Source organism: Mesorhizobium sp. L2C066B000, assembly GCF_000502335.1.
GTDB lineage: Bacteria > Pseudomonadota > Alphaproteobacteria > Rhizobiales > Rhizobiaceae > Mesorhizobium.
This window is the reverse complement of the sequence record NZ_AYWZ01000022.1, coordinates 21,897-45,396: the sequence shown is the minus strand read 5'-3', so window position 1 is coordinate 45,396 and position 23,500 is coordinate 21,897. Positions and strand designations below refer to the sequence as shown.

Genomic DNA, 23,500 nt, shown 5'->3' with positions numbered 1-23,500 from the left:
TCCTAGGATGCCACCGCCGATGATCAAAAGTCTACGAGTCATATCCCGCTGCCCATTTCTTCGGCTGCGGGGGCGGGCCAGCTCTCGATCGAGGTATGGCTGATGAAGCCAGGATGCTCGGGGTTCGCGCATGGCGCGCGCCCAATAAGGCTATCGAGGATGCGGCGCGCGCGCCAGGCCAGCAGGCTTAGGTTCGGATCGGCCAGGCCGCGCTGCCCGAGGCTCGCATTTTGTACGAAGATGCGTCTGTCACGCGGTCCGTCCCAGCTCACCGAAAAATCCTCGCGAATAGCTAATTCATTGTCGATATGCTCCAGCCGGTGCGCGATAGGTTCGAAGAAGTCTGGGATCGCGTTCTCGTAACCGGTGGCCAGCACGACGATGTCAGCCGCGACTTCTTCGACCTCGACCATGCCGTGCTGCAGGGTCAGCCTGTGACCCGCGCCGGCGTTGATGCAGTGCGAGACGGTGCAGCCCGGCCGCAGTGTGATGTCGGATCGGTTTGGCTCGAAAAATGCGTGGCGGTAGAGCGCCTGATAGATCGCCCGCAACGTGCTTTCTGAAATGCCGTCCGAGGCAAGCACGAAACGCCGCAGGAGCAGCTTACGCTGCGACTCGCTCATGGCCGCGAAACGATCCGAAAAGCAGGGCATGAACAACTCGTTTGTGAACGGGCTGTTGTCCAGAGGCAGATAGTTTTCGCGCTGCGAGACCCAAGTGATCGAGGCAGGCCGCCGTTCTTTCGGCAGGCCGATAAGATGCAACATCACCTCGGCTCCCGATTGTCCTCCGCCGACCACGCAGACATGCTTTCTCCGCACCTCAGGGTGGATGTGCAGTAAAACAGATGAGTGGAACAGGTTGCGTCCAGTCCAGCCCTGGAACTGAGGCGGAATTTGCGCCTGCTTGCCAATGCCGACCACGACGTCTCTGGCGCCGAGAACCGCCTTATCCGTCCGCACCCGAAACTCGCCGTCAAAGCGGATTTCGCGCACTGTCTCGCCGCCGCGCACAAGTGGGTTCCTGTGGAAGACCCATTTCAGGTATTGTTCGAACTCCACTCTGAGCACGGCTTCGAACTGTGCGTTCAGGAAGTGATACAGACGCCCGTTCTCGTGCAGGAAGTTTACGAAAGTGTAGGCTGATCGCGGATTCACTAGAGTGACCAGGTCCTTGAAGTGGCTGACCTGGAGCTCCGAGGAATCGAATGCACTGCCTGGGTGCCAGCGGAAGTCGACCTGCCGGTCCAGGAACACGGCCCCTTTCCCAACTTGCTCGTGTAACTGACACGCGAGGCTCAAATTGGACGGGCCAGCACCGATCCCAACGCAAGATAACTCCACTGCTTCCTCCTATAGAGTCTTCTCACTAGGCGGTTTGTTCGCGGCGAATATCGGCCGCAGCCGCTGGCCCCCCCTCGCGGACGTTCGGAGCACCGGTCCCGACCGGGTTTGCGAGAATTTGCCCAGCGCGTTCGCGTCGTCGAATGTAGACCGGAGCATTCCAGCGCGGTGAAATCGAGGGGTTAGGCCGGCGACGTGGGGCAACGACGTATGTCTTTCCGTTCGTCTGGATGCCCGCGTCGCCGTCACGCGAGACGCTTTGCAGGCCCATTAAGGTGTTTGAAGCCGGCCCAATCGCCGGCCCGACCATGACGCGCCGGCCTTTCGGCGGCTTGATGGCAGGCGAAAGCGCGGTGTTCACTACGGCGACGGCATTTTCGGTGCGCATGATCATGGACGACGTCTCGCTGGTGCGTTCGCAGAGTCCCATGCATGGGCCGTGCCAGAGAAGGTAAACTTTATCAAACAATGGGTTGGCGGATTTACGATCCTGTCCGAAATCCGACATTGAGGGGGACGCCACACGGCGGCGCCCGATTTGCACGTCGATGTCGCCTTTTTCCGAATAGCTAATCGGGCACTTTCTGCACCAGAATACTTCTCTTATGGAGACTAGCACGACGTCTTCATGAACGGACAGTGCAGAACCTTGTGTCTCTGCCGGACAGATCGCGATATGCCTTGTCCATCGAGGTCCGCAGTGGCAAGAGCTGCCAGATCCTTCACCCTATCGTGCCGTTGCACTGGCTCGATCCCGACATCCTCGGAGGCCGTGATCATGAAGAGTGACGCAATCTCATGTCCGCCGCGAGGCCTCTCTCATGGGGAAGCAATTCTCTGTGTTGGTGTTGGATGCTCTTGATGAGATGGTTGCGGATGGGCGCATGGCCAGACCTAAGCGCATCAAGGATTGCGCGATATGGGCCTTCACCAACTGGATTGTCGAATCTCTGGAAAGATAGCCGGAAGACCAATGCGTCATGACCACTCTGCCGGTTCCAAAAGCACGTGCGCCATTCGGTCGCTGCGACTCAATCCAGGCGGAGGGATGAGGCCGCAAAGCGGTCTTCTACGCGCCCACCGGTGGGCCAGGATGGAGCCATCGTAAACGCAGTGTTTGATAATCGCCGCCGCGGAGCTCGTCAGGCTGTGCCGCGCCCGACACCGGCGACGTAGTGATCGTCGATCGCCGCGTCGCCGATGTCGATCCGAAGCTCGGCCAGTTTCGCGGTGAGCTTCACTGCTTATTCCGCAGTGCCCACCGAGCTCGCACAGGAGGTTCTATGAGGCGGTCACGGCTGCACTCGTTGTCGGGTCTTCGACAAAGTCGGACATGAGACACGCCGCAATCAGAGCCATGTCATTGTTGTGAAATGGTTTTCTCGTTTGGCACGACACGTGCAAGGCTATCCGCAACGCGCTGCGGCAAGGACTGAGGAGAAATCATGCCATGATCAAGCTCGCCGAACATGCGGTCGCAGCCGCGAAAACTGGGCCTTTCCGAGCCGACAGGACGTTGCGGCTGTTTTCCAGTCGGCATCATTCTTCACGTTATCCGGACATGACCGTATTCGATTTCCGCCCAACGCTGAATGCCCCGGACGATGATCCCTATCTTTGGCTCGAAGATGTAGAAGCTGAACGGACACTTGCCTGGGCCCCCAGCCAGTCGGCCAGGACCCTGGGGCACTTCGGTGGAACACAGTTCGATCACGACCACGACGCCCTGACAACGATCTTCGACCGTCCTGACAAGGTTCCCGTGATCACGCGCCGCGGCCAGTACCTCTACAATTTCTGGCAAGATGCCGGAATCCGCGCGCACTGTGGCGCCGGGATCATCCTTCCGCCTATCCGTCGATCCTGCTCGCCACTACGAAGTGGGACGACCGCGTCCACCCGGGCCACGCGCGTAAGATGGCCGCAAAGCTGCAGGCTCTTGGCTATCCCGCCTACTTCTATGAGCCCAGCGCGGGCGGACATAGCTGCGGCAAGGACCATCGCGAGCGGCCGCATTCATTGCCATCGGCAACAATTTCCTTCGCAGTGCGATCGTGTGGCACGCCGATGGCCTTCGATAATTGGTCGGCCTCGAACAAGAACAACTTCGATGATGTGAGCACAACAAAATTATGTGTGCACACATTCCCGCAATATAGAGTTAGAGCCTCCGTCAACTTTAAGTAACTCTATCAGTATTAGTCATAATGCAGTGTATCATTTCTGACGACAAGGAGAGAACATCATGGAGACAAAGCGAATGGGCGTGGCACGTGGCGTAACAGCGGCCATCGTCCTGATGCTGGCGGGACAGCAGGCAGTCGCGGCCGACCTTGCGCAAGCCGCGAGCGTCCCGCAGGCGGGAGCCGCGTTCACGGAATGGCCTAGCCCTTGGCAGATCCGCCTGCGCGCGTTGGGGGTCATCACTGAGGATTCGGGCTACGTTAATACGGTGCCCGGCTCCGGTCTTTCCTATTCAGACACGGTGGTTCCGGAACTCGATATCTCGTATTTCTTCACCGACAACATCGCCGCCGAACTCATACTCGGCACCACCTATGCCAACATCGAGGGCCAAGGAGCGATCGGCGGGCTGGGCAATATCGGCAAGGTTTGGCTGCTGCCACCCACGCTCACGTTGCAGTATCATTTTACGGATTTCGGCGCGTTCAAGCCCTATGTCGGCGCCGGCGTGAACTACACGATCTTCTATAACCAGGATGCCGGCAGCGCCGATGCTCTCAAGATTAAGAATACGTTCGGCACCGCGCTGCAGGTCGGCTTCGACTACATGATGGATCAGCACTGGGGCGTCAACTTCGACGTGAAGAAGCTTTTCCTAAAACCAGAATTCGACGTCACGGTGGACGGCGCGAAGCTGACGGGGAAGGCCGCTCTCGATCCCTGGTTGATAGGTGCAGGTGTCACCTACCGCTTCTGAGGGGAAGGCGAAGCGGATTGCTGACATCGAGCTGAAATGAAGGGCGCCTTGTGCGCCCTCTGCCGTCAGCCATGCCCTTAGGTACCAAAAAGTCCGTTTCCCCGGCGGCTGGCGGCCCGCGGGTACTAGGACGCCTGTGAATGCCCCGGGCGGCCTGCACCCAGTTTGCCGATCAGTCTTCGGCAACTTGTCGGTCGACGGGTGCTCATATGTGGACGGCCCCCTGCTTGCAAGGATTTGGGGAGATAGTTGATCGGATCGCTTGCGCTCATATGTCCGGCCTTTTGCGCGCGGATTTGAGAGCGCTGGCCAAGATGGGCTACGCGGATAGCGAGTTCCAAACACGTACACGACATTGGCTGCCGGTGAGCACCTCGGAATGCCTCGATGGTCCCGGTTCGACCGGTCACACCATCTTCTCCTCTGCTTGCAAGTTCCGGCCTTCAGCGTCGAGTGTGGGCTCGGCGCCGAATTCTGAATGCTCTACGGCTGCACAGGCGCCGGATGGGTGGCAGCGATGGGGCGGTATTGCTCACCGCTGACCATTAGCTTCCAGGCGATACGGGCCAGCTTGTTGGCCAGCGCCACCGCCGCAAGCTTGGGGGCTTTGCGCGCTATCAGGGCCGCTAGCCATGGCCAGACCCTTTTACTGCCGCGCCGCATATGTTGGATGAGAGCAGTGGCGCCCACCACCAGTACGCTTCGCAGCATCTCATCGCCAGCGCGGGTAATCACGCCAAGCCTGTTCTTGCCCGCTGTTGAATGGTTCTTCGGCGTCAGCCCGAGCCAGGCGGCAAAGTCGCGACCCGACTTGAAGCCGTTTGCATCCGGCACCTTGATGGCCAGCAACGTTGCCCCGACAGGACCGATCGCCGGTATGGCAGCCAGCCGCCGGCTCACTTCGCTGCGCCTGTGAAATTCAAGCAGCTTCTCATCGAGAGAGGCAACCTCAGTGCCGATATGCGCATAGTCGCGTCCCAGTGTCTCGAACATGTCCCTGGCTGTGTCCGGAATCGTCGCGTCGGCACGAATGTCGGCCAGCAGGTCGCCGAGCCGGGAAAGCCCCTTGGGCGCAACAAGGCCAAACTCGGCCGCAAAGCCACGGATCGAATTGGCGAGCTGTGTGCGCCGGCCGATGAACTGCGCGCGCAGCTTGGCCAGCATCTGGGATCCTTGCTGCTCGCCACTCTTGGCGGGAACGAAACGCATCTCCGGCCGGCTCATCGCTTCGCAGATTGCCTGCGCATCGGCCGCATCCGACTTGGAGCGCTTGACATAGGGCTTCACGTATTGCGGCGGCAGCAACACCACTTCATGCCCCAACGCGCGCAATTCACGCGCCCAGTAATGGGCCGAGCCGCAAGCGGTGGAAGTCCGGCAAAGAAGGCAAGCACCTGATTGCGCCGCAGCTTCTTGCGCAGCACAGGCTGTTCTGCATCGTTCACGCCATGCAACTGGAAAACGCTCTTTGACGTATCCATGGCAATGCGAATAAGTTTATCCACGGACGGTCTCCCTTGCTTGAGATCTGCAACGACCTCATTCTGGCACATTGCGATGCCGTCGGGGGCCGTCCACCCCAACACGCTCGATGAAGCCTGGGCGACAGCGCGGGCACTTGCATCCTCCCCAACGCTGGAAAGCGTCCTGTGATGAACCTGCCACCACTTACCGCAATCATGCCAGAGCCTCTGGTGCGGGCAGCACTTCTGGAAGATCTCGGCCGGCGCGTGATCTGACGACCGATACGATCGTGCCGAAGACCTCTAGCGCGACGAGCGTACTGGCAGCGCGCCAGACCGGAGTTGTACCGGGCTTGATCTGGCGAGGCTCGCCTTCAGGCTGATCTATCAGACTGTACAGGTTACAGTGGAGTGTCCGGACGGCAGCGAGGTGGCGCACGGACAGACCATCGCATCGGTCAAGCCGCGCATGCCGGTGACATGGCGCTGGCGAACCCCGGCATTGACCGCAGCGACATCGGGCTGCTGTTGCTTGCCACCTCGACGCCCGATCACCTCCTGCCGCCCAGTGCACCGCTGGTCGCACATTGGCTGGGACTTGGTCGCGCAGGCGCCGTCAACCTGACCGGCGCCTGCGCGTGCTTTATCTATGCGCTGATGTTTGCGGATGACTTCACCCGCCTACACGGCAAACAGCGTCAGGTGCGCCGCGGCCACACCTCGACGGGCTTGCCCTTCGGCAGATCGGCGAGGTGGGCGCTTAGCGTGCGCGGGAAGTTTTTTGGAACTCTTCCACGATCCAGGCATCCTGCGCCGGGGCGCGGCCGCGCGCTCATGTGCGAGAAGCCGAGTCCCTTCAGCAGCTTGCCCACGTAGCGCTCGTGATAGGCGACGCCGAAAACGATCCTCGATGACGCGCTGCAGATGGATGCGCCGCCAGCGCACCACGCCGTCAATCGCCTCCGGCGACAGGCGCGGCGTGGGTCCGCCATACCAGGCATCCTTCAGTCCGTCAGGACCTGCCTCGTTGAAGCGATGCACCCAGTCCCGGAGCGTCTGGCGGACCATCCCGCCGATTCGTGCAGCATCTTCCCGGCTCATCCCGTCCATGACCGCAGCCAGCGACAACAAGCGCCTGCTCTGGTTGACGTCCTTCGCCACCTTCGCCAGTCGCCGAAGCGCTGCAGCCGAATAGTCCGTCCGTATCTTCACCGCTGATCCCATCGCGCGAATCCTCCTCGCGACAAGGAATCATGGATCAATCGAGCGGGAACCCCTAGAGGGGTCAGCCCTCAGAGCCTTTGTATTAGTGGCTGGCCGCCCCTGCGACTTGCCCGGTTGCGCCGAGAGCGCGGACCCGTAGGTGTCGCGTCGCCCGCCGGCTCCCGACTGTTTGAGGAGCGAGCCGATGAGGCGTGTGATTAAAACGGACTTCCACCGCACCTTTGCGGGGTGGTGGTGGTTTGGGAAGACGGCCAGCTGACATTCGGACGGGTCGACATGACCCGATCGGGACCGGAAGGGTTCGGCCGCACATGGCGAAGCCGTTTTGGGAGGGCGATAACCATCCCATCTATCGGTCGGCGCGCTACCTGCGAGCAAAGTGGGATTCAGGGTCGTTCAACCGCATTGTTTGGTGTCTGACATCGAACAATGTCAATAGCACCACCATGTTGTTTAAACTGAATAATTCGATTGGCACGGTGTATGCGCGTGATTGTCCGCACACGTATCACGACGCGAGGAGAATCGTCCCATGATCGCGCTCACTACAACAGCGTTTCCGCAATCAATACCTCTCTTTTCCAAGCTCAGCCCGAGCGAGGTTTGCCGGTCGATCTCTCCAGAATTCATTGCTGGGTTGTTCACTTCTCGCCTCAACTGCTGGAAGGGTTCAACCGATCGCAAGCGAACCGTCACTAGGAACCGTCACTAGCGTCGCATGTATCCAGGCCTTTACACTGGGGTGGCCGAGACCCAGTAGGAAGGGACTTGCTCGATGCATATCCGCAACGGATAGCGACATTTTACACAATGTTTTCTGGCAAAAAGCCAGTTCGCAACTGATCCTGCAGAGCCAAATCAGGGAGAGTATTTTGAAACGGTTTTACGATGATGGCGAAAATTCAATTTTTGTTCAGTCCTACGACGCCTTCTATAGCCCCAAGATGCCGCAGACGCCCGTCGGGGACATCGACTTTTACGCAGGCGTTGCGCGGGAAGCCGGCGGAAACGTGCTCGAACTGGCCTGCGGGACCGGGCGAGTGGCATTGCCGCTCGCGGAGCTTGGCTTCAATGTCACTGGAGTCGATCTATCGGAGGGCCTGCTATCAATTGCGAAGCACAAGGCAGCCGGGCTTCCGATCGCGGCACAACAACGACTACGGTTTGTGCAGCAAAACATGACAGACTTGGAACTTGGTGAGCTTTTCGAGGTCGTTTTGGTGCCCTTTCACTCGTTTCAGCACCTTCTGACAAGTGAGCTGCAGATCAGAGCATTGGAGGCCATTCACCGGCACATTCGGCCCGGCGGCCGGCTCGTGCTCGATCTTGTCGAATTCCACATTGATCTCCTGTCGGAAAAGCTGGTGCCTCCCCGGTCGCGCACTGCCATTGACGAGCCCAGCGGGCGGCGGTTTGTCCGAGAACTCCTGAATACCCGTTATGATCACTTTGCTCAAACAGAGCACAATGTCTGGCGCTTTTCAGAAATTGGCGATAAAGGCGAAATCTTGCGCGAGGAGAGGCGCGATCTGGTGCTGCGCTGGACGCACCGGTGGGAACTGCGCCACTTGCTGGCGCGCTGCGCCTTTTCGGTTGAGGCAGAGTACAGCGATTATGGGTATTCTCCGCCGACTTATGGGAAGGAGTTATTGGTGGTCGCAAGGGCTGGCTAACTAACCACCTTGATGTACGGCGATGAGCTTTCGGCGGCCGAAGCGGCATCCGTCTGCCTTTTGTCGAGCGAAGTGACGATTTGACCCCCGTTTACCTCATCTGATCTGCTGCCGGCAATGGAGTGGCAGGAGCAGGGCGAGTAAGCATGGACGCGGGATGAGTTGGTGAACGCGGTGGCGGAGTGCTCGTGCCGAAAGGCGCGCATTCTCGATGAATTCGTTGCGGTGAGCGGCTTTCATCGGAAGCACGCTATGCGGCTGCTGCGAAACCGGCCTCCGATGGTCCGTTCGGGACCGCGGCCTGAGCGCCGACTGTATGACGATGGCGTCCATCAAGCGTTGATCGCGCTCTGCGAGGCTTCGGACCGGATCTGCGGCAAACTTGATGCGATGGAGCGGCGCTGCCATCTCGAACTTGCTTCATCCGGAGATGTCTGCTTGCCATGAGTGCGGCGACGATCGACCGTGCCCTCCGCGACGTACGAGAGGCCGCAGGAAGAGGGAAACGACGCCGAAATGCCTCATCGACCGCGTTGAGACGGAGCATTCCGATCCCAACCTTCTCCGATTGGCAGGACCATCCACCCGGATTTGTCGAGCCCGACCTGGTCGCGCACAACGGGCCGGTCACGAGCGGCAGCTTCATTCAAACGCTTGGCATCACCGATATTGCAAGCGCCGTTTGCGGTGCGCGCGCTGCAAGGCAGCCCTGCCGGCCGAGGCCAGTGCGGGGCACACATGGCGGCACTACATGGGTCACGTCAACATCTACGCGACCTACTGGTACCTCGAGGCCACACCCGACCTCTTGCACAATGTCGCCACGGCCGGCGAAGCGTTTATGTCCGAAGGGAGGTCGCCTGGGCCGCTTTACGCAAGGAGATACGCTTTGAACGCGGCTACCTGTTAGCGACGGCATAATCGGGTCGGCTACGTATCATCGCGCACGTAGTCCAATGAGGTTTGCAGAAAGGATCGTGAAGATCGCCTGACAATTCACCGGCGTTTGGAAAGCCCGATCAAAAAAATGGCACTCGATGCGGTGCGTTTTATGAGGGGACCGGGGCGTGCGGATATCCATCTTGACCGCGGGCAAAAACCGCGAGACCGGATGCGTCTGAGCAGACCACTCAAGCCGACTTCAAAAACCCTCTTGCAGACGGGGCGGGCCATACATTTTTGAATGTCCAGCCATGCCGGCCAAGCCAGGCGCTTAGGCGCTGCGACTGATTCGAGCTGATCGCTCGACCGCCAGCCGTTCCACCATCTCGTTCAGCGTGATGTTCTTGCGGCCATCGATCAGCCCGATGATGAAGGCTTCATGCGAATCGAGGCTGGACGCGCGTCGTGCCTTGCCGCCTTGGCCCCAGTTCACCGATCTTTGCCCGAGCGACCCAACGGATCGCGCTCGATATGCCGACCCCGAACCGCGCCGCAGCCTGCCGCGCCGATGCCGGCGTCCGAAGCCTTCAAGACCCGGGACCTAAGATCTTCGCTCAGTGCTCTTCCCATCATCCACCTCATGAAAGTGGATGTTGAACCACACTGCCAACGCCCTCGTCACATCACAATCGATTCATCGATTTAAAAACGTGCTCTAGCAACGAAGCTCAAAGATTATCTCAATCGAAACGAATAAGCGACGGCACCTGCAGCGGATCGCAAAAGCGAGACAAGGGTCGCCGACCAAACTGTTGCAACAAATCCTTGAAGTAAATTTACAGGATCTTTGCAGCTGAAAACTCGCTGACAATGGTACGATCACCACAGGGCCTGAGATCAGGCAAGGCTGAAAAGATTTTGTCCAATGTACGCTCGGACCGCCGCACTACGCAACGTCGGAGACAAGGGCCAATGGCAAGAAGAGCGCTCATCCTGCTTGAAGGTTCAAGATATAATGGTCCGCTATACGTTCAAGCAGCTATGCAACTTGGCCTTCATACAATTGTCCTGTCGGCTGATCCAGAACAGTACGACTATCTTGGGGTCGACGGAATTGAGACAATCCGTATCGATACAGCCGATCTCGATGCGCTGATCCGCGAATGCTCCCGGCTCCATGCAACCTATGACATTGCTGGCATTACGTCGGTCGGGGACTCGTTCTATGCGACAGTTGGCAAGCTCTGCCGCCACTTCGATCTACCGGGACCGAACCCTACATCCATCGAACAATGCTGCGACAAATTCAAGCAACGTCAGCTTCTCGAGGAAGACGGCGTTCCGATACCTGCCTATCGCTTGGCAGCGGATGCGACGGAGGTGGAAAGCGCTGCCGAGGAGATCGGCCTGCCGGTGATTATCAAGCCAGCCGTGGGCAGCGGCAGTAGGGGAGTCCGATTGTGCGGCAACGTCAACGAGTTGGCTGAACATACGACCTATCTGTTGGGCGGGAAGCACGTATGGCAATCTTCGCCGAGAATTCTGGTGGAAGAATTCGCACAGGGCCCCCTTTATTGGACCGACATAATGGGAGATCAGATCATTGGAATTGGCATCGGTGACTCCGGCCCCCTACCGCATTTCGTCGATCGGGAATGGACCGTTCCGGCCCCGATGACCGATGACGAGCATCAGCGTATCGCCGATGTTTCGCTGAGCTGTTTGCGCGCTCTCGGCCTTGACTGGGGGCCAACGGGCATCGAATTCCGGTGGACGAAGCGTGGCCCAGTCGTCATTGAAGTCAATCCGCGGCTTCATGGCGCGCCCACTTCCCAACTGGTTCATCTGGCTTACGGTGTTGATCTGGTCACTGAGCACATCAAGCTTGCCATCGGCGAGGAATGGAATTTGCGCAGAAGGCATTCGCACACAGCGGCCGCGCGATTCCTGGTTGCTGATCGCGATGGCACGCTCGATTGGATCGGTGGCGACAGTCGGGCGGCTGCTGTCCCCGGTGTAGCCGAGGTCAAATTGTATGTTGAACCCAAGACACTGATCGTCAGAAAAGGCGATCGCCGAGACATGATCGGATATGTCATCGCTGCTTCACCCGCCCATGACCGGACTGAGGCGATACTTCAGCGTGCCGTCGACTTAATCGATTGGTCGATTACACCATTTTCGACCCCTGGCGATCAGGAGCGGCCTGCGGCCCCTTAAGACTTCAGCGCTTGTCCCCGGTGCAGCCTCTTGCGGGTCAACACCCGCCAGCCGATCAAATCGCAAACTTGAAACCGCTGCATAAAACGTCGTCGCACGCTGCCCAGCAAGGTAGCCGCGATGCAGTCGGACGCCTGTTTCATGAATTGCATGGATATGCGCATGCGACAGCGGCGGCAGATCTCACGGTCGTTCGCGCCGAGGCTATGATCGAAGGGCCAAGGGAAATGGCACGACGCTCGGCGGGATTGTCGACACCTTGATTGAACGCGCTGATATTGAAATCCTTCCCGTTTCAGATTCGATGGTCGCCCCGAGCGGCGCCATCGATCATGGTTTCTACATTGAGCAACGCCAGTTCTGGGGCGAGGAACTGAAGAAGCTCGCGCCCGATGCGATTGTCCTGGACCTGCATGGGTCGATGTCCACGACTGAGTTCGAAGATGCGGAAGGTGATTTCCTCTCCTACATTCGCAGCGCCATCGGCGGAAATCCAGTTATCGGAGTAGGTCTCTACCTTCATGCCAATATCACGCCGCAGTTTAAAGGCAGCCGACATCTGCATTGCTTGCAAGAACAATCCCCATGACGATTACTACGACAATGGCAAGAAGGTCGTCAGATTGTTTTTCGATGTCCTCGGCGCGCCATAAATCTCGCGCAAATCCGTCTTCATGTTGGCCTGCACCGAGAGCGGCACCTTGTTCAGGACGTTGGCTGTCTTGTGGCACCCAGCAGCGTTGGTGCCTGCTGCCGGGAAAGACCTCGTCGAGCGCCTTCCAGAAGCCGAGCGCGCCATCGCCCACGGCAATATTGGGCGCGATCTTCAGGCCACGCCGCTTCACCTCGACCAGCAACTCGCGCCAGCTCTGCGCGCTCGCGAACGCCGGTCTGGAAACCGACGAGTTCTTCCTGCCCTCGGGCGTGGCGCCGATCAGGACCAGCATGCATTCGGCTTGGTCTTCCACCCGCGCCTGCAGGTAGACCCCGTCCGCCCACACATAGACATAGCGGCGCGCCGAAAGATCGCGCTTTTGCCAACGCTCGTAATCGGCGTTCCACGTCAGCCGCGTGATCACCGAGGGTGAAAGGTTCGGCGCGTCCTTGCCCACAAGCGCGCTTAGCGCTTCCTGAAATCGCCCGTCGAAACACCGCGCAGGTAGCGAACGGGAAGCAGCGCATCCAGGCTTCGCGTCCGACGCGCCCATTTCGGCAGGATCGATGAGGCGAACCGGACCCGATCAACCTCGCCATTCGCGCCGCGATCCCGGATCTGCACCCGGCTGACTGGCACCGGACCGATGCCCGTCTGGATGCTCCGCTCCGGGCCGTGACCGTGCCGGACAATCCGGTCACGGCCATCGGCAAGCTTGAGATCCCGCATCTCGGCAAGAAACGTCTCGGCCTCGATCTCGATCGCCTGCACCAGCAATTTGCGCGCCCCGGTGCGAAGCACATCCATCAGTGGATCATCAAACTCGTCGGGCTGACGAAGACGCAAAACATTGGTGGTCTCATTCATGGCGTATCGCTCTCCTTGAGAGGTTCTGGCAGGCTTCATCACCCGCCTCGATACGCCGCTCTCCTCAAACCGTCATCACCCCAGTTTCCGCCATAGCTCACAACCCCAAGAAGGTGCGTCGGAGATGTAGGAAAGGCGTATGGGCAAATGTTCGATCAAACCGGCTGAGGGAAACCAGCGTGTCGCGCTGTACCAGCGTTTGAACGGAAGTCTCATGATATCGTCAAGCAGATTTGGACCTGATCCGCGCATCACGAAACCGGCCCGCGGCGCGTGGACCGCCGCACGTAAAAAGGCCTGACAGAAGTCCGCACTTGATACAGGGTCGCGCTCCCACAGGTGGTGTAGTTCGGCGGTAGCGAAGCCGCTCGCGAGCGCGCCCTCAATAGCGCCGTAGCGAGCGAGCGGCTTTGCGGTGGTCATCGACAGTTCGCCGGTAAGGTCGGGTTGCTGACACCAACCTGATTCGAAGGAACCATCGATGACCGACGACATGATGAACCTGCGCGCGCTCGTGGAGAAGACTCCGGATTCCGATCTCTTGCGCGAGATGATCGGCTTTGCCGCCGAGCGGCTGATGGAGTTGGAGGTTGGGGCCGCCACCGGCGCTGCCTATGGCGAGAAGAACCTTCTGCGCCTCGCCCATCGCAACGGCTACCGCGAGCGCGACTGGGAGACGCGGGCCGGCACCGTCGAGCTGCGCATCCCGAAGCTCAGGAAAGGGGGCTACTTCCCTGGCTTCCTGGAGCCGCGGCGTATGGGATAAGGCTCTCACCGCCGTCATCCGGGAGGCCTACGTCCAGGGCATCTCGACCCGCTCGGTCGACGACCTGGTCAAGGCCATGGGTATGAGCGGCATTTCGAAGAGCCAGGTCAGCCGGCTGTGCGAAGAGATCGACGGCAAGGTCAAGGCCTTCCTCGAAGACCCATCGAGGGCGATTGGCCATACCTGTGGATCGACGCCACTTACCTGAAGGTCCGCCGCGGCGGGCGGATCGTCTCGGTCGCCGTCATCATCGCTGTCGGCGTCAACGCGGACGGACGGCGCGAGGTACTGGGCATGGAGATCGGCACCTCGGAGGCCGAGCCGATCTGGACGGAGTTCTTGCGCAAGCTGACCCGCCGCGGCCTGCGCGGCGTCAAGCTCGTCGTCTCCGATGCCCATGAAGGCATCAAGGCGGCCGTCACCAAGGTGCTGTGCGCGACATGGCAGAGGTGCCGCGTCCACTTCATGAGGAACGTACTGGCCCATGCCAGCAAGAGCGGGCGCCGTGTCGTCTCCGCCTTCATCGCCACCGCCTTCGCCCAGGAAACGCCCGAGGCCGCGTCCGTACAATGGCGCGCCGTCGCCGACCAGATCCGGCCGAAGGTGCCGAAGCTGGCGACAATCATGGACGACGCCGAGCCCGACGTGCTGGCCTACATGACTTTCCCCAAGGAGCACCGCGCCAAGCTGCACTCGACCAACCCGATCGAGCGCCTCAACGGCGAGATCAAGCGGCGCACCGAGGTCGTCGGCATCTTCCCCAACCACGACGCCATCATTCGCCTCGTCGACGCGATCCTGCTCGAGCAGAACGATGAATGGGCCGTGCAGCGGGCGAGATACATGACGCTGGAAACCATCAGCCAAATGAGCGATGATCCGCTCATCAGCCTGCCAGCTGTGGCGCGCTGATCATCCCGGCCCATGCCGGAACTGCGGCGACCAAGCCGTCAACTACACGATCTCATACATGCTCAAGCGGTCGCCACGGCGACCGAAACAAGCCGTGCTTTCGCCCATCGGCCACACTCTCCGCGCCCTGCTCGCATGGCTCAGGCGTCTCTTGCGGCTCATGGTGGCTGCGATCTGTGAAGCGTGCGACAACCGCACAGCGCTCAAACAGGGCGTCTAACGCTAAACCATCTGTCAGCCGTCCACTACTACTGGCAAGGACCCATTGGGCACCTTGTAGGTATCGGCGCGACGGTCCCTAATGAGGCGCGGCCCCATATAAGCCGCAGAAGCATCGGCAAGTCCGGCACTGATATCTATCTCCGCGGTGACCAGTCCAACGTGGTCAAGTCCACTGCTTACAGCGATGCCGCCGAGCGGATCGACAATCTGGCTGAACCCAATAAGTTCGATCCACCATGTTCACCAAAGAAATTTGAGGAGATGAGCCAGCGGCTGTTTTCCAACGCCCGCACACGGTCATATAGGTTGTACCTGCTCACAACGGAGTTGTTTTCGCGCTCGCCCTGGCCAGCATTTGCGGCCCACGCGGAACCTATAACCAGCAGTTCGGCCCCCGAAAGGGTGAGTTCTCGGCATCCCTCCGGCCACGATTTGTCGTAGCAGATCAGCAGGCCGATTTTGCCAAGGGCGGTGTTAAAACTGGCCAATGGTCGCGCGGCCGCCAGATAAATTCTCATCGAGGGTGAGGTGGACCTTGCGAAATGCCCCGATGTATCCCTGCGGCCCCGCAAGCACTAGGGTATTGTAGAGAATACCTGGCTGCTTGCCAGCCTCAGTGAGGCCAAAGACAACATGGATGTTGTGCTTCATGGCAGCCGTTATTAGGCGTTCCACCGAGGGGCATCGGGGACTGACTCGGCCGTGCGCTGAGCTTTCGTGATAGCGTTCTCAATCTTTCCTAAGTCCAGGACCGGAAAACCCTGCAAGCTCGTCTCAGGAAAGACGACAAGGGAAGCACCGGCTCTAGCAGCCTCCTTGATTTAGGACAGGTGTAGATCGAGGTTTTTGGCCACGTCGTCTGTGCCCGGAAACGCACAGGTGGCTATTATGGTTTGGGGTATGTAGATTTCCTTGATGAGGGCAGGCTAACTGGACCGCTACCAGGCTGTGTATCTCTCGCTTCGTTATACCCCTTCGGGCGCCGCCCGCTAGCGGCCAAATCGGCCTTCGGACATGTTTATAGGGGTGGCAGCATAGTTTGCGATGCAGCTTTGGCCACTGTCGACGAATTGCCCAGCATGTCGCGCACCCAATGGATGAACTGAACCGGCATAGGATCGTTCAGGCCCAGCTGCTCACGAATGCCGGCAATTACTTCAGCCGTGGCCGACCGGCCGGCGATCATGGCAGCCGGGTCGCCCGGCCAGCCTGAGAAGCAGGAAGACAAAAATCCCGACCATCGCCATGACGGCGATGGCCGAAACAACTCTGCGGAAGATGTAAACTGTCATCAGGCCGAGACTTTCTCCATGTTCCACATCGGGTAATAAACCGACGGAACCTGAACTAGGCCGATCAGAGATTTTCGGCGAGCAATTGGGTCGACATAATTTCCCAACATGACAGTGCCAACGAAGTCCCATGCGAGGCGTTGCATTTCACGGGCCAGTGCCAGGCGTTCATCGAGTGTTTCGACCTCTGCCCATTTGGCCCGGAGAGCCTCGTATTCATCGTTCTTCGGCCAGCCATAATAGTCTACGCCATTTGCGGCGAGCAAAGGCAAACCGATCGGATTATGAAATTTGGAATCGGCGAAGTCGCTAATAAATACGCTCCAGCCGCCGTCCACAATCGGTCCCTTGTTTACTCTGCGTTTCTCCATCCCAGCCCAGTCGCTAGCCGCGAGCTCAGCATTGACTCCGATATTTCGCAGGGTGTTCGCCAGATATTGCGCGGCATTGCTACCTTGCGGCCAGTCAGTGGTCTGCAAAATGAGAACCGTTTCGCCGGCATACCCAGCCTCCTGCAAAAGAAGCTTCGCTCTTTCCGGGTCGCCCCCCTTTTTGTACCATGCCGTATTCTCGTCATTGGAGTACGGGGTACTATATCCAAATATTGATGTGACAGGGCGTATATTTTTTGGCTCAAATCCGGCGGCCAGCATGATTGCCTCCTGATCGATCAGGTGAAGCATCGCTTGCCGGGCTTTCACGTTGTTGAACGGCTTCTGCAGGCAGTTCAAGCGTATGAACATGTCTGAGCCCGCAGTGTTTAAGAGTTCCAATTCAAGGTTGGGATCGCTCTCGATCGCAGGGTAGAGTACTTGTGCGGGGTATTGAACAAAATCGACCTCTCCCGCTTGGAGAGCCGCGAAGGCGGTCTGTTCATCGGTAATAAATTCCATGACCACTCTATCAACCTTGACGACCTTTCCACCGGCGAACCCGTCCGCTGGTTCCTGGCGCGGTATATATTGTTCATTTCGGTCGTAGGTGAAGCTTGCGCCAGGCTTGGCGAGAGCCTGATTGAACTTGAATGGCCCGGATCCAATATTCGCTGTCACCTGCTCCGTTGGGGGAAGCTTCGCGTCCTTCTCGCGCATGATCGCTAGATAATACCCAGCGTAGGACGATGCGAGCAAAGGTATGAGAAGCGGCAACGGTTCGTTGAGCGTGATCGTGAAGGTCTTCTCGTCTTGTTTCGAGATATCCTTGGCCTTGGCCATGATCAGTTTTCCACTTGTATCCACTTGGGCCCAACGTCGTATCGAGGCCACACAGTCCGCCGCAGTGACTGGGCTGCCGTCGTGGAAGATCAGGCCCTCACGGAGTTGGAATGTGTAGGTCTTCTTGTCCTCGGAGACGCCCCACTTTCCTACCATTTGTGGTTGCGGCATGCCCTTGGAGTCGACATCAAACAGCATGTCGTAAATAGCTAAAGCATGCTGCGATGCATTTAACGAGAAGATCGGATCGAACGCTACGGTATTCCCGCCCGGTATCCAGCGAACTGTCCGAGCGTCATCTGGTGATGTCTGTGCCCTAAGGATTGTTGGCATAGATAATGCTGTTCCGGCGGCCAGCCCTGTCTTGACAATTTCGCGTCTAGTGATTTTCATATTCTGTTCCTCCTCTTTTTTGATTTCTGTTAGTCGTCTCAAGCAGTTGCTACATTTTTCGGAAGTGTCGCATACTTAGGCGGAGAGCCTGTGGGCCAACAGATCGCGCTGTCGCACGGCTTCGGCAAGGATTTCATCCTGATCCATTGTCGTGAGGCGACCCTTTTCCATGATGACCTTGCCATCGATGAGAACTGTGTCGACCGGGATCATCGACGAGGACAGCGACAACAGGATGCCCGTGTCGTCGCGCCAGGAGTAATGGGTGATGTCGCGAGCTTCCCGGATTACCACATCGGCGCGCTTGCCCACGGCCAGGCTGCCCAGCCTGTCACCGAGGCCTACGTTTCTTGCAGCATCGATCGTCTGCATGTAAAAAGGATCGGAGGGATTCAGCGCGTCCCCAACCATTCTCGACAGATAGAGGCTCATGAGGCCGGCGATCCCCATCGGATGGACGATGATAGTGTCAACACCGAGCGAAACACTTGCCCCATTTCGGTAGAGATGCGGAAACCAGCATTTATGCGGTGGCGTAATCTGATAGCCCATCGCATTGTTGGGACACCAGGAAAGGCCCGGCTTCATCGCCAGGATGAGTTCGACGTCCTGTTCGTCAAGCATGTTCATATGCGCGAGCGTCGTGTTGGGCCCAAGGGCTCCGAGCCGGTGCATACGGACCGTGCCGGCGTCACCAAACTTCCTTCGCTCTAGTGCGTCCCATTCGGGCTCGAAGGCTTGGTGCTGCCAGAAGATCGCGTTCGAATCGGTGGCCAGTCTTACCGCTTCCCGGACAAGCTCGTCTGTGCCGCCAGCACTTCCTTGCAGACCGACATAGCCTCGTACCAACGCATTGTCGTCCTTGTTGCGCGCAAGTTCGTACTTGCACTGATCGATAACCCGCCTCGCGTCCGCCGGTGCACGTCGCATCAAGGTCTCGTTCAGTCCATCGAGCGTGTCGAACGACATATCGTCCCATGCCCATGGGGCGGTCACCATTCCCCGCACACCGCACTTGGTCAACGTTTCGGCAAACGCATCGGTTTCGAAGACGGTGCCTGCCTCGAAGTACAGGGTGAAGCCGCGTTGCAGCATCGTGCAGGCGGCCGCGGCCGCATAGGCAGCGGTTATCTCGGGGTCAGTCGCTGCCTTCATGCTCTGGTAGTTCACCTTGCTGGCAGTGGCCGACTGCGGGCTGAAAGGCGCTCCGTGATAAGCCATTCCAGTCGAATGGATATGGGTTTCAATGAAGCCCGGGTGGACCAGAGCGCCATGGGCGTCGATCTTGCGCGTCGCATCATACGCCGACAAAATCTCTTGCTCGCGACCTATCGCGAGCACTACGCCATCGGAAATCGCTACGGCCCCCGGCCGATAGTGCGGCTGACTTTTGTCGCCGGTGAAAATATCCCCGTTGATGATGAGAGTATCGACGGTCTTCTTGTGCATTGCTTATCCTTCTTGCGCGTGTTCAGCCTTTGGCGAAGCTATCCCACTTCGTGCGGCGGGACCCTGACTTAGTAGCTCTAGCAGGCGGATCATTCGGTTGACCGCGAGTGGTGCGTCGGCTCGTTAGTTTGTCGCCCTTTTAGGCGGAATCTCACCGGCAAAGAACCGTCGCGGGTTGTCCTCCAGGATTGAGTTGATGTCCGCCTGACTGACCCCGCGTGCGTGCAACATCGGGATGAAGTCGGTGAATATGAAAGTGTAGGCTTGGTGGAGTCCCTGGGACTTTTCGTGTTCGATCTTAGCAATCTCATCGGCAGTGAGCTGGTACCTCAATTTGCCTAAGTAGCCGCAGATGCGGTCCATGCTCATGATAACCTGCGAACGAAAGCCGGCGTGCACGAGCTCCGCCAGATTATCCGCGCGAACTTCGTCCGACGTACCGAGCATCCCTATCATATCGAATCCGATGTAAGAGCCCACATCTACGATGCGGCGATGATACGCGGGATCTGGGTTGTAGCAGCTATGGCCGATCAGGCAGCGATGGGGGGCAACGCCGCCGGCCGCGAACAGCTCCTGCTGATCTGGCCCTGCGCAGCCCTCCTCGGTGTGGGTGATGATCGGAACCCCGGTCTCCTTCTGCGCGATGCAGGCGGCGGCAAGGAACTTTTTCTCCTGCTCGGTGACAAAGGGCGCTCCCGTTGCGACCTTCAGGGCGCCAGCCTTCACACCTGTGTCGCCGATGCCGTAGGTGATCTCGCGGACGTAAAACTCGGCGACCTCATCGACGCTGCGGGCGCGCCAGTAGATCGGTAGCCCCCTCTCCTCTACATAAAACCCAGTGGTGCAGACGATGTGCACGCCGGATTTTTCGGAAACCTCTTTCATCAGCGAAACGTCGCGTCCAAGTTCGATTGGACACGGGTCGACGAAGGTGCGCACGTCATGCTCAGTGCGCAGTTGAACCAACCGCCGGACTGCTTCCTTGATGAGTTCCGCACGGTCGAATTTCGCGAGCGGATCGAACCAAGCGCCGGGAAGAGCGATGAACAGATGCTCGTGCATTAGTGTGCGGCCCAGTTGCTCAACCGCGATCGGGCCAGTCACCGTTTGGACCATCATGCGTTGAAATTCCCCCTATTGGATGCGCTGCCCCGGAGAGAGCATGTGTTCGATAGATCGTTAACCGGCATTTGATCAAAGATCAATAGAGATTTCCATGGCTGCCAGCGATATTTTCTACACAGTTCAAGTCCCCGTTAGGTGGCCCAGGGTGCTGTTACATAGAAATGGTCAAGCTTCGCCATGAGGTGCAGCTGATCGCGCCGCAATACGTGCGGCCTTTTGTGAAGTAATGGAGAGGTGAGCATTACTTCACTTGGACTAACCCGCTCCGCTACGCCGGAGCGGCAAGGAGGTCACGTATTCAGTAGGAGCCCAACTGCGCGAGGATGGGACGGCTATTTTCAGCCCATTCCATCGGACAGAGGAGCTCGTCATGACCCCACTTCGCCAGCGCATGAGCGATGACATGCAGGTGCGCAATTTCTCGCTCAATACCAACTCTGGTATCTGCAACAGGTGTCGCTGTTCGCACGACACTTCGGCAAGGCGCCGGACTTGCTCGGACGAGAGGACGTCCGGATCTACCAGGTCTATCTGGCCAACGAGAAGCAACTGGCGCCGGGCTCGATCACACCGCCATTCTACAAGGTGACGCTTGAAAGAGACTGGGTGCCTGAAGAGGTCCTCCCGCTTCCCAAGAAGCCACAGAAGCTGCCGATCATCCTCAGTCCGGATGAAGTGCAGCGGTTTCTCGGCTGCCTGCTCGATCTCAAACATTACGCGATCCTGACCACCTGTTATGCCGCCGGTCTACGCATTTCGGAAGCAGTGCATCTGAAGACGACTGACATCGACAGCGAGAGAATGGTCGTCCGTGTCGAGCAGGGCGCCAGAAGGACCGCTATGTGATGCTGTCGCCCAAGCTCCTGGAGATCCTGCGCGATTATTGGAGGATGCGGCGTCCAAAGGAGTGGCTCCCCGGAGATCGCACCGGCCACCCGATCACCCGGGATGCAGCGGGGCAAGCTTGTGCGAAAGCGCACGATCTCTCCCACTTGTCCAAACCGGTGACGCCGCACAGTTTGAGGCACGCCTTCGCCGTTCATCTCCTGGAGGCAGGCGCCGACGTGCGCACCATTCAATTGCTGCTCGGTTACCGCAGCCTCGCGACCACCGCCCATTATCTGCGCATCGCCACCAACAAGGTCTGCGCTACCGCGAGCCCTTCGAGCTTTTGCCACGCCCAGCGCCCTCCCTGCCGCCACCCGCCAAACCTGAGTATTTCTGAGCTCCCGATGGTCCGTTCGAGGCCGGAAGTGGCGGACATATTCCGTCGCTACGGCGAGGCCTATCGTGCCCAGCACACATCGCTGTCGACCGCTCAGCGCCGCGTCATGACGGCGATCGAGTTGTGCCGGACCGCCGCGCTCGGTGGCACGTCGAAGCGTGCGATCAATGCGGACACAGGCGCATCGCCTTCAACAGCTGCCGCGACAGGCATTGTCCTCGCTGCCAATCGCTGGCCCGTGCGCAGTGGCCGGAGGATCGACGCGCCGAACTGCTCGATACACAGTACTTTCATATCGTCTTCACGCTGCCGGCGCCCATTGCCGCCATCGCCCATCAGAACAATGCGCTCGTCTACGGCCTGCTCTTCCGCGCCACCGCCGAGACGCTACGCACGATCGCTGCCGACCCCAAGCATCTCGGCGCCGAGATCGGTTTCTTCGCCGTGCTGCACACCTGGGGGCAAAATTTGTTGCACCACCCCCATCTGCACTGCGTCGTCCCGGGTGGTGGGTTTTCGCCGGACGGCACGCGCTGGATCGCCTGCAAGCCGGGCTTCTTCCTGCCGGTCCGCGTTCTCTCACACCTGTTCCGACGATTGTTCCTGGAGTACCTGGGGAAAGCCTTCGACGCCGGCAAGCTGCGGTTCTTCTCCGACTTGCGAGCCTTGAGCGAACGCAACGCCTTCCGGCACTATTTGGTGCCGCTGCGAAGGGCCGAGTGGGTCGTCTTTGCCAAGCCGCCCTTCGCCGGACCCGAACAGGTGCTCGATTACGTCGGCCGCTACACGCACCGCGTCGCCATCTCCAACAATCGCCTCGTCGATATCGAGGATGGCGCGGCGCGCTTCCGCTGTAGGATTATCGGCACCGTGATCGGCAAAAGGTCATGACCGTATCGGCCGATGAGTTCATCCGCCGCTTTCTGTTACACGTCCTGCCCGAGGGCTTCCATCGGATCCGCTGCTATGGCTTCCTCGGCAATCGCTATCGCGCGCAAAAGCTCGCTTGCTGTCGTGAGCTGCTCGGCCATGCCGATTTCCGCGCCGTCGGACAGCCGATCCGCAAAGGACTATCGCGACCGCTACGAGAAGCTCACCGGGCGTTCCCTCAGGAAATGCCCGGCCTGTCATCAAGGGCAGATGATCATCATCGAAATCTTCGACGGCGTCAGCGGACCCTTGTGGTACTGGGATACGTCATGAAAGAACCACACTGCTTTCATCGTCGCCGCATCGCCCCGTTCGGCCGGCAAACCGGGCCGATCCCGCGAAAGCGCGCGCCATCGCGCCCACCGGCACTTCCCGATAGGATGCCGCGTCAATCGTCACGTTTATCGACACCGGAATCCGTGCTGCTTTCGTCTCCCGCGCTCCCGCCACCCCCTGCATCCACACCACTTTGCGATGCCCTTTCCTTGGATCGGCACCATTCAATACCCATAGAACCCCAGTCGCGCCCGCGGCTTAGCCCAACACGTTTTTAGCGAACCGTCGCCATCGGCCTCGGCGCGCTCGTCAACGTCGATACCAGCGACCCCACGCTAAAAACGCTCTGCATAATGGAGAGGTGGCATATGCGAAGGAACGTGCGCAGACCGGCTGATTGTCGGCGGTTCCGCCCAAGATTCCTT

At 59.1% G+C, this 23,500-nt stretch carries 12 protein-coding genes and 11 pseudogenes; 10 read left to right on the top strand and 13 right to left on the bottom strand.

Annotated elements, in window-relative coordinates; all coding sequences use genetic code 11:
- Window positions 1-38: 38 nt before the first annotated feature.
- From X733_RS138510 to X733_RS1000000169930, 3 genes are all read right to left on the bottom strand, one after another.
- Entirely contained in the window at window positions 39-1,343 is a 1,305-nt protein-coding gene (locus X733_RS138510) for a SidA/IucD/PvdA family monooxygenase (RefSeq protein WP_023820147.1), read from the bottom strand.
- A gap of 25 nt (window positions 1,344-1,368) precedes the next feature.
- A complete protein-coding gene (locus X733_RS1000000169935) occupies window positions 1,369-1,851 on the bottom strand; it encodes a hypothetical protein (protein ID WP_155924292.1) in 483 nt (160 codons plus the stop codon).
- An 852-nt stretch (window positions 1,852-2,703) separates the two neighbouring features.
- A complete protein-coding gene (locus tag X733_RS1000000169930; RefSeq protein WP_155924291.1) occupies window positions 2,704-2,886 on the bottom strand; it encodes a hypothetical protein in 183 nt (60 codons plus the stop codon).
- A gap of 702 nt (window positions 2,887-3,588) precedes the next feature.
- Here X733_RS1000000169930 and X733_RS138520 point away from each other — a divergent pair.
- Window positions 3,589-4,284, top strand: coding sequence for an OmpW family protein (locus X733_RS138520; RefSeq protein ID WP_023820140.1), 696 nt, complete (start codon window positions 3,589-3,591; stop codon window positions 4,282-4,284).
- Between the two features lie 483 nt (window positions 4,285-4,767).
- Here X733_RS138520 and X733_RS01000000166790 read toward each other — a convergent pair.
- Window positions 4,768-5,789, bottom strand: a pseudogene (locus tag X733_RS01000000166790) (IS110 family transposase).
- Between the two features lie 420 nt (window positions 5,790-6,209).
- On the opposite strand from X733_RS01000000166790, the pseudogene X733_RS1000000171075 reads away from it, so the two are divergent.
- Window positions 6,210-6,440 (top strand): annotated as a pseudogene (locus X733_RS1000000171075) (3-oxoacyl-ACP synthase); the annotation flags it as partial.
- Between the two features lie 20 nt (window positions 6,441-6,460).
- Here X733_RS1000000171075 and X733_RS1000000168905 read toward each other — a convergent pair.
- Window positions 6,461-6,971: pseudogene (locus X733_RS1000000168905) on the bottom strand (winged helix-turn-helix domain-containing protein); the annotation flags it as partial.
- Between the two features lie 594 nt (window positions 6,972-7,565).
- Between X733_RS1000000168905 and X733_RS1000000169920 the strand changes: the two are divergent.
- The 3 genes and pseudogenes from X733_RS1000000169920 to X733_RS1000000171070 form a co-directional block, all read left to right on the top strand.
- Window positions 7,566-7,649 (top strand): annotated as a pseudogene (locus X733_RS1000000169920) (IS6 family transposase); the annotation flags it as partial.
- A 194-nt stretch (window positions 7,650-7,843) separates the two neighbouring features.
- Complete coding sequence (locus X733_RS1000000167375; protein WP_155924290.1) at window positions 7,844-8,644, top strand: class I SAM-dependent methyltransferase; 801 nt, start codon at window positions 7,844-7,846, stop codon at window positions 8,642-8,644.
- 162 nt (window positions 8,645-8,806) lie between these two features.
- Window positions 8,807-9,321 (top strand): annotated as a pseudogene (locus tag X733_RS1000000171070) (transposase); the annotation flags it as partial.
- 504 nt (window positions 9,322-9,825) lie between these two features.
- On the opposite strand, the pseudogene X733_RS01000000166785 reads toward X733_RS1000000171070, so the two are convergent.
- Window positions 9,826-10,156: pseudogene (locus X733_RS01000000166785) on the bottom strand (transposase); the annotation flags it as partial.
- A 342-nt stretch (window positions 10,157-10,498) separates the two neighbouring features.
- Here X733_RS01000000166785 and X733_RS138535 point away from each other — a divergent pair.
- On the top strand, window positions 10,499-11,746 hold the full coding sequence (locus tag X733_RS138535; protein ID WP_023820134.1) for an acetyl-CoA carboxylase biotin carboxylase subunit family protein: 1,248 nt from the start codon (window positions 10,499-10,501) through the stop codon (window positions 11,744-11,746).
- A gap of 145 nt (window positions 11,747-11,891) precedes the next feature.
- Entirely contained in the window at window positions 11,892-12,335 is a 444-nt protein-coding gene (locus X733_RS1000000168890; protein ID WP_081740772.1) for a M81 family metallopeptidase, read from the top strand.
- A gap of 63 nt (window positions 12,336-12,398) precedes the next feature.
- Here the strand turns inward: X733_RS1000000168890 and X733_RS01000000166780 are convergent.
- Together X733_RS01000000166780 and X733_RS1000000168885 are read right to left on the bottom strand one after the other, a co-directional pair.
- A pseudogene (locus tag X733_RS01000000166780) lies at window positions 12,399-13,268 on the bottom strand (transposase); the annotation flags it as partial.
- A gap of 75 nt (window positions 13,269-13,343) precedes the next feature.
- Entirely contained in the window at window positions 13,344-13,763 is a 420-nt protein-coding gene (locus X733_RS1000000168885) for a hypothetical protein (RefSeq protein ID WP_155924289.1), read from the bottom strand.
- Between X733_RS1000000168885 and X733_RS01000000166775 the strand changes: the two are divergent.
- Window positions 13,750-14,946: pseudogene (locus X733_RS01000000166775) on the top strand (IS256 family transposase). The gene X733_RS1000000168885 and the pseudogene X733_RS01000000166775 overlap by 14 nt on opposite strands.
- Before the next feature lie 398 nt (window positions 14,947-15,344).
- Here the strand turns inward: X733_RS01000000166775 and X733_RS1000000168880 are convergent.
- The 5 genes and pseudogenes from X733_RS1000000168880 to X733_RS138555 all read right to left on the bottom strand — a co-directional run bounded on the left by X733_RS1000000168880 (window position 15,345) and on the right by X733_RS138555 (window position 20,638).
- Window positions 15,345-15,686, bottom strand: a complete 342-nt coding sequence (locus X733_RS1000000168880) for a carbon-nitrogen hydrolase family protein (RefSeq protein WP_081740770.1) — start codon at window positions 15,684-15,686, stop codon at window positions 15,345-15,347.
- A 554-nt stretch (window positions 15,687-16,240) separates the two neighbouring features.
- Window positions 16,241-16,460: pseudogene (locus tag X733_RS1000000168870) on the bottom strand (ABC transporter permease); the annotation flags it as partial.
- Window positions 16,460-18,067, bottom strand: coding sequence for an ABC transporter substrate-binding protein (locus X733_RS138545; protein WP_023820127.1), 1,608 nt, complete (start codon window positions 18,065-18,067; stop codon window positions 16,460-16,462). The gene X733_RS138545 and the pseudogene X733_RS1000000168870, both read right to left, overlap by 1 nt.
- A gap of 75 nt (window positions 18,068-18,142) precedes the next feature.
- The gene (locus X733_RS138550; protein WP_023820126.1) at window positions 18,143-19,516 is read right to left on the bottom strand and encodes an amidohydrolase family protein; all 1,374 of its coding nucleotides are present in this window, start codon (window positions 19,514-19,516) and stop codon (window positions 18,143-18,145) included.
- A gap of 123 nt (window positions 19,517-19,639) precedes the next feature.
- Window positions 19,640-20,638 (bottom strand): TatD family hydrolase, encoded by a 999-nt coding sequence (locus X733_RS138555; protein ID WP_023820125.1) that lies wholly within the window; start codon window positions 20,636-20,638, stop codon window positions 19,640-19,642.
- A gap of 376 nt (window positions 20,639-21,014) precedes the next feature.
- Here X733_RS138555 and X733_RS01000000166770 point away from each other — a divergent pair.
- Together X733_RS01000000166770 and X733_RS01000000166765 are read left to right on the top strand one after the other, a co-directional pair.
- A pseudogene (locus tag X733_RS01000000166770) lies at window positions 21,015-21,869 on the top strand (tyrosine-type recombinase/integrase).
- Window positions 21,870-21,876: 7 nt separating this feature from the next.
- Window positions 21,877-23,072, top strand: a pseudogene (locus X733_RS01000000166765) (IS91 family transposase).
- Window positions 23,073-23,500: the final 428 nt, after the last annotated feature.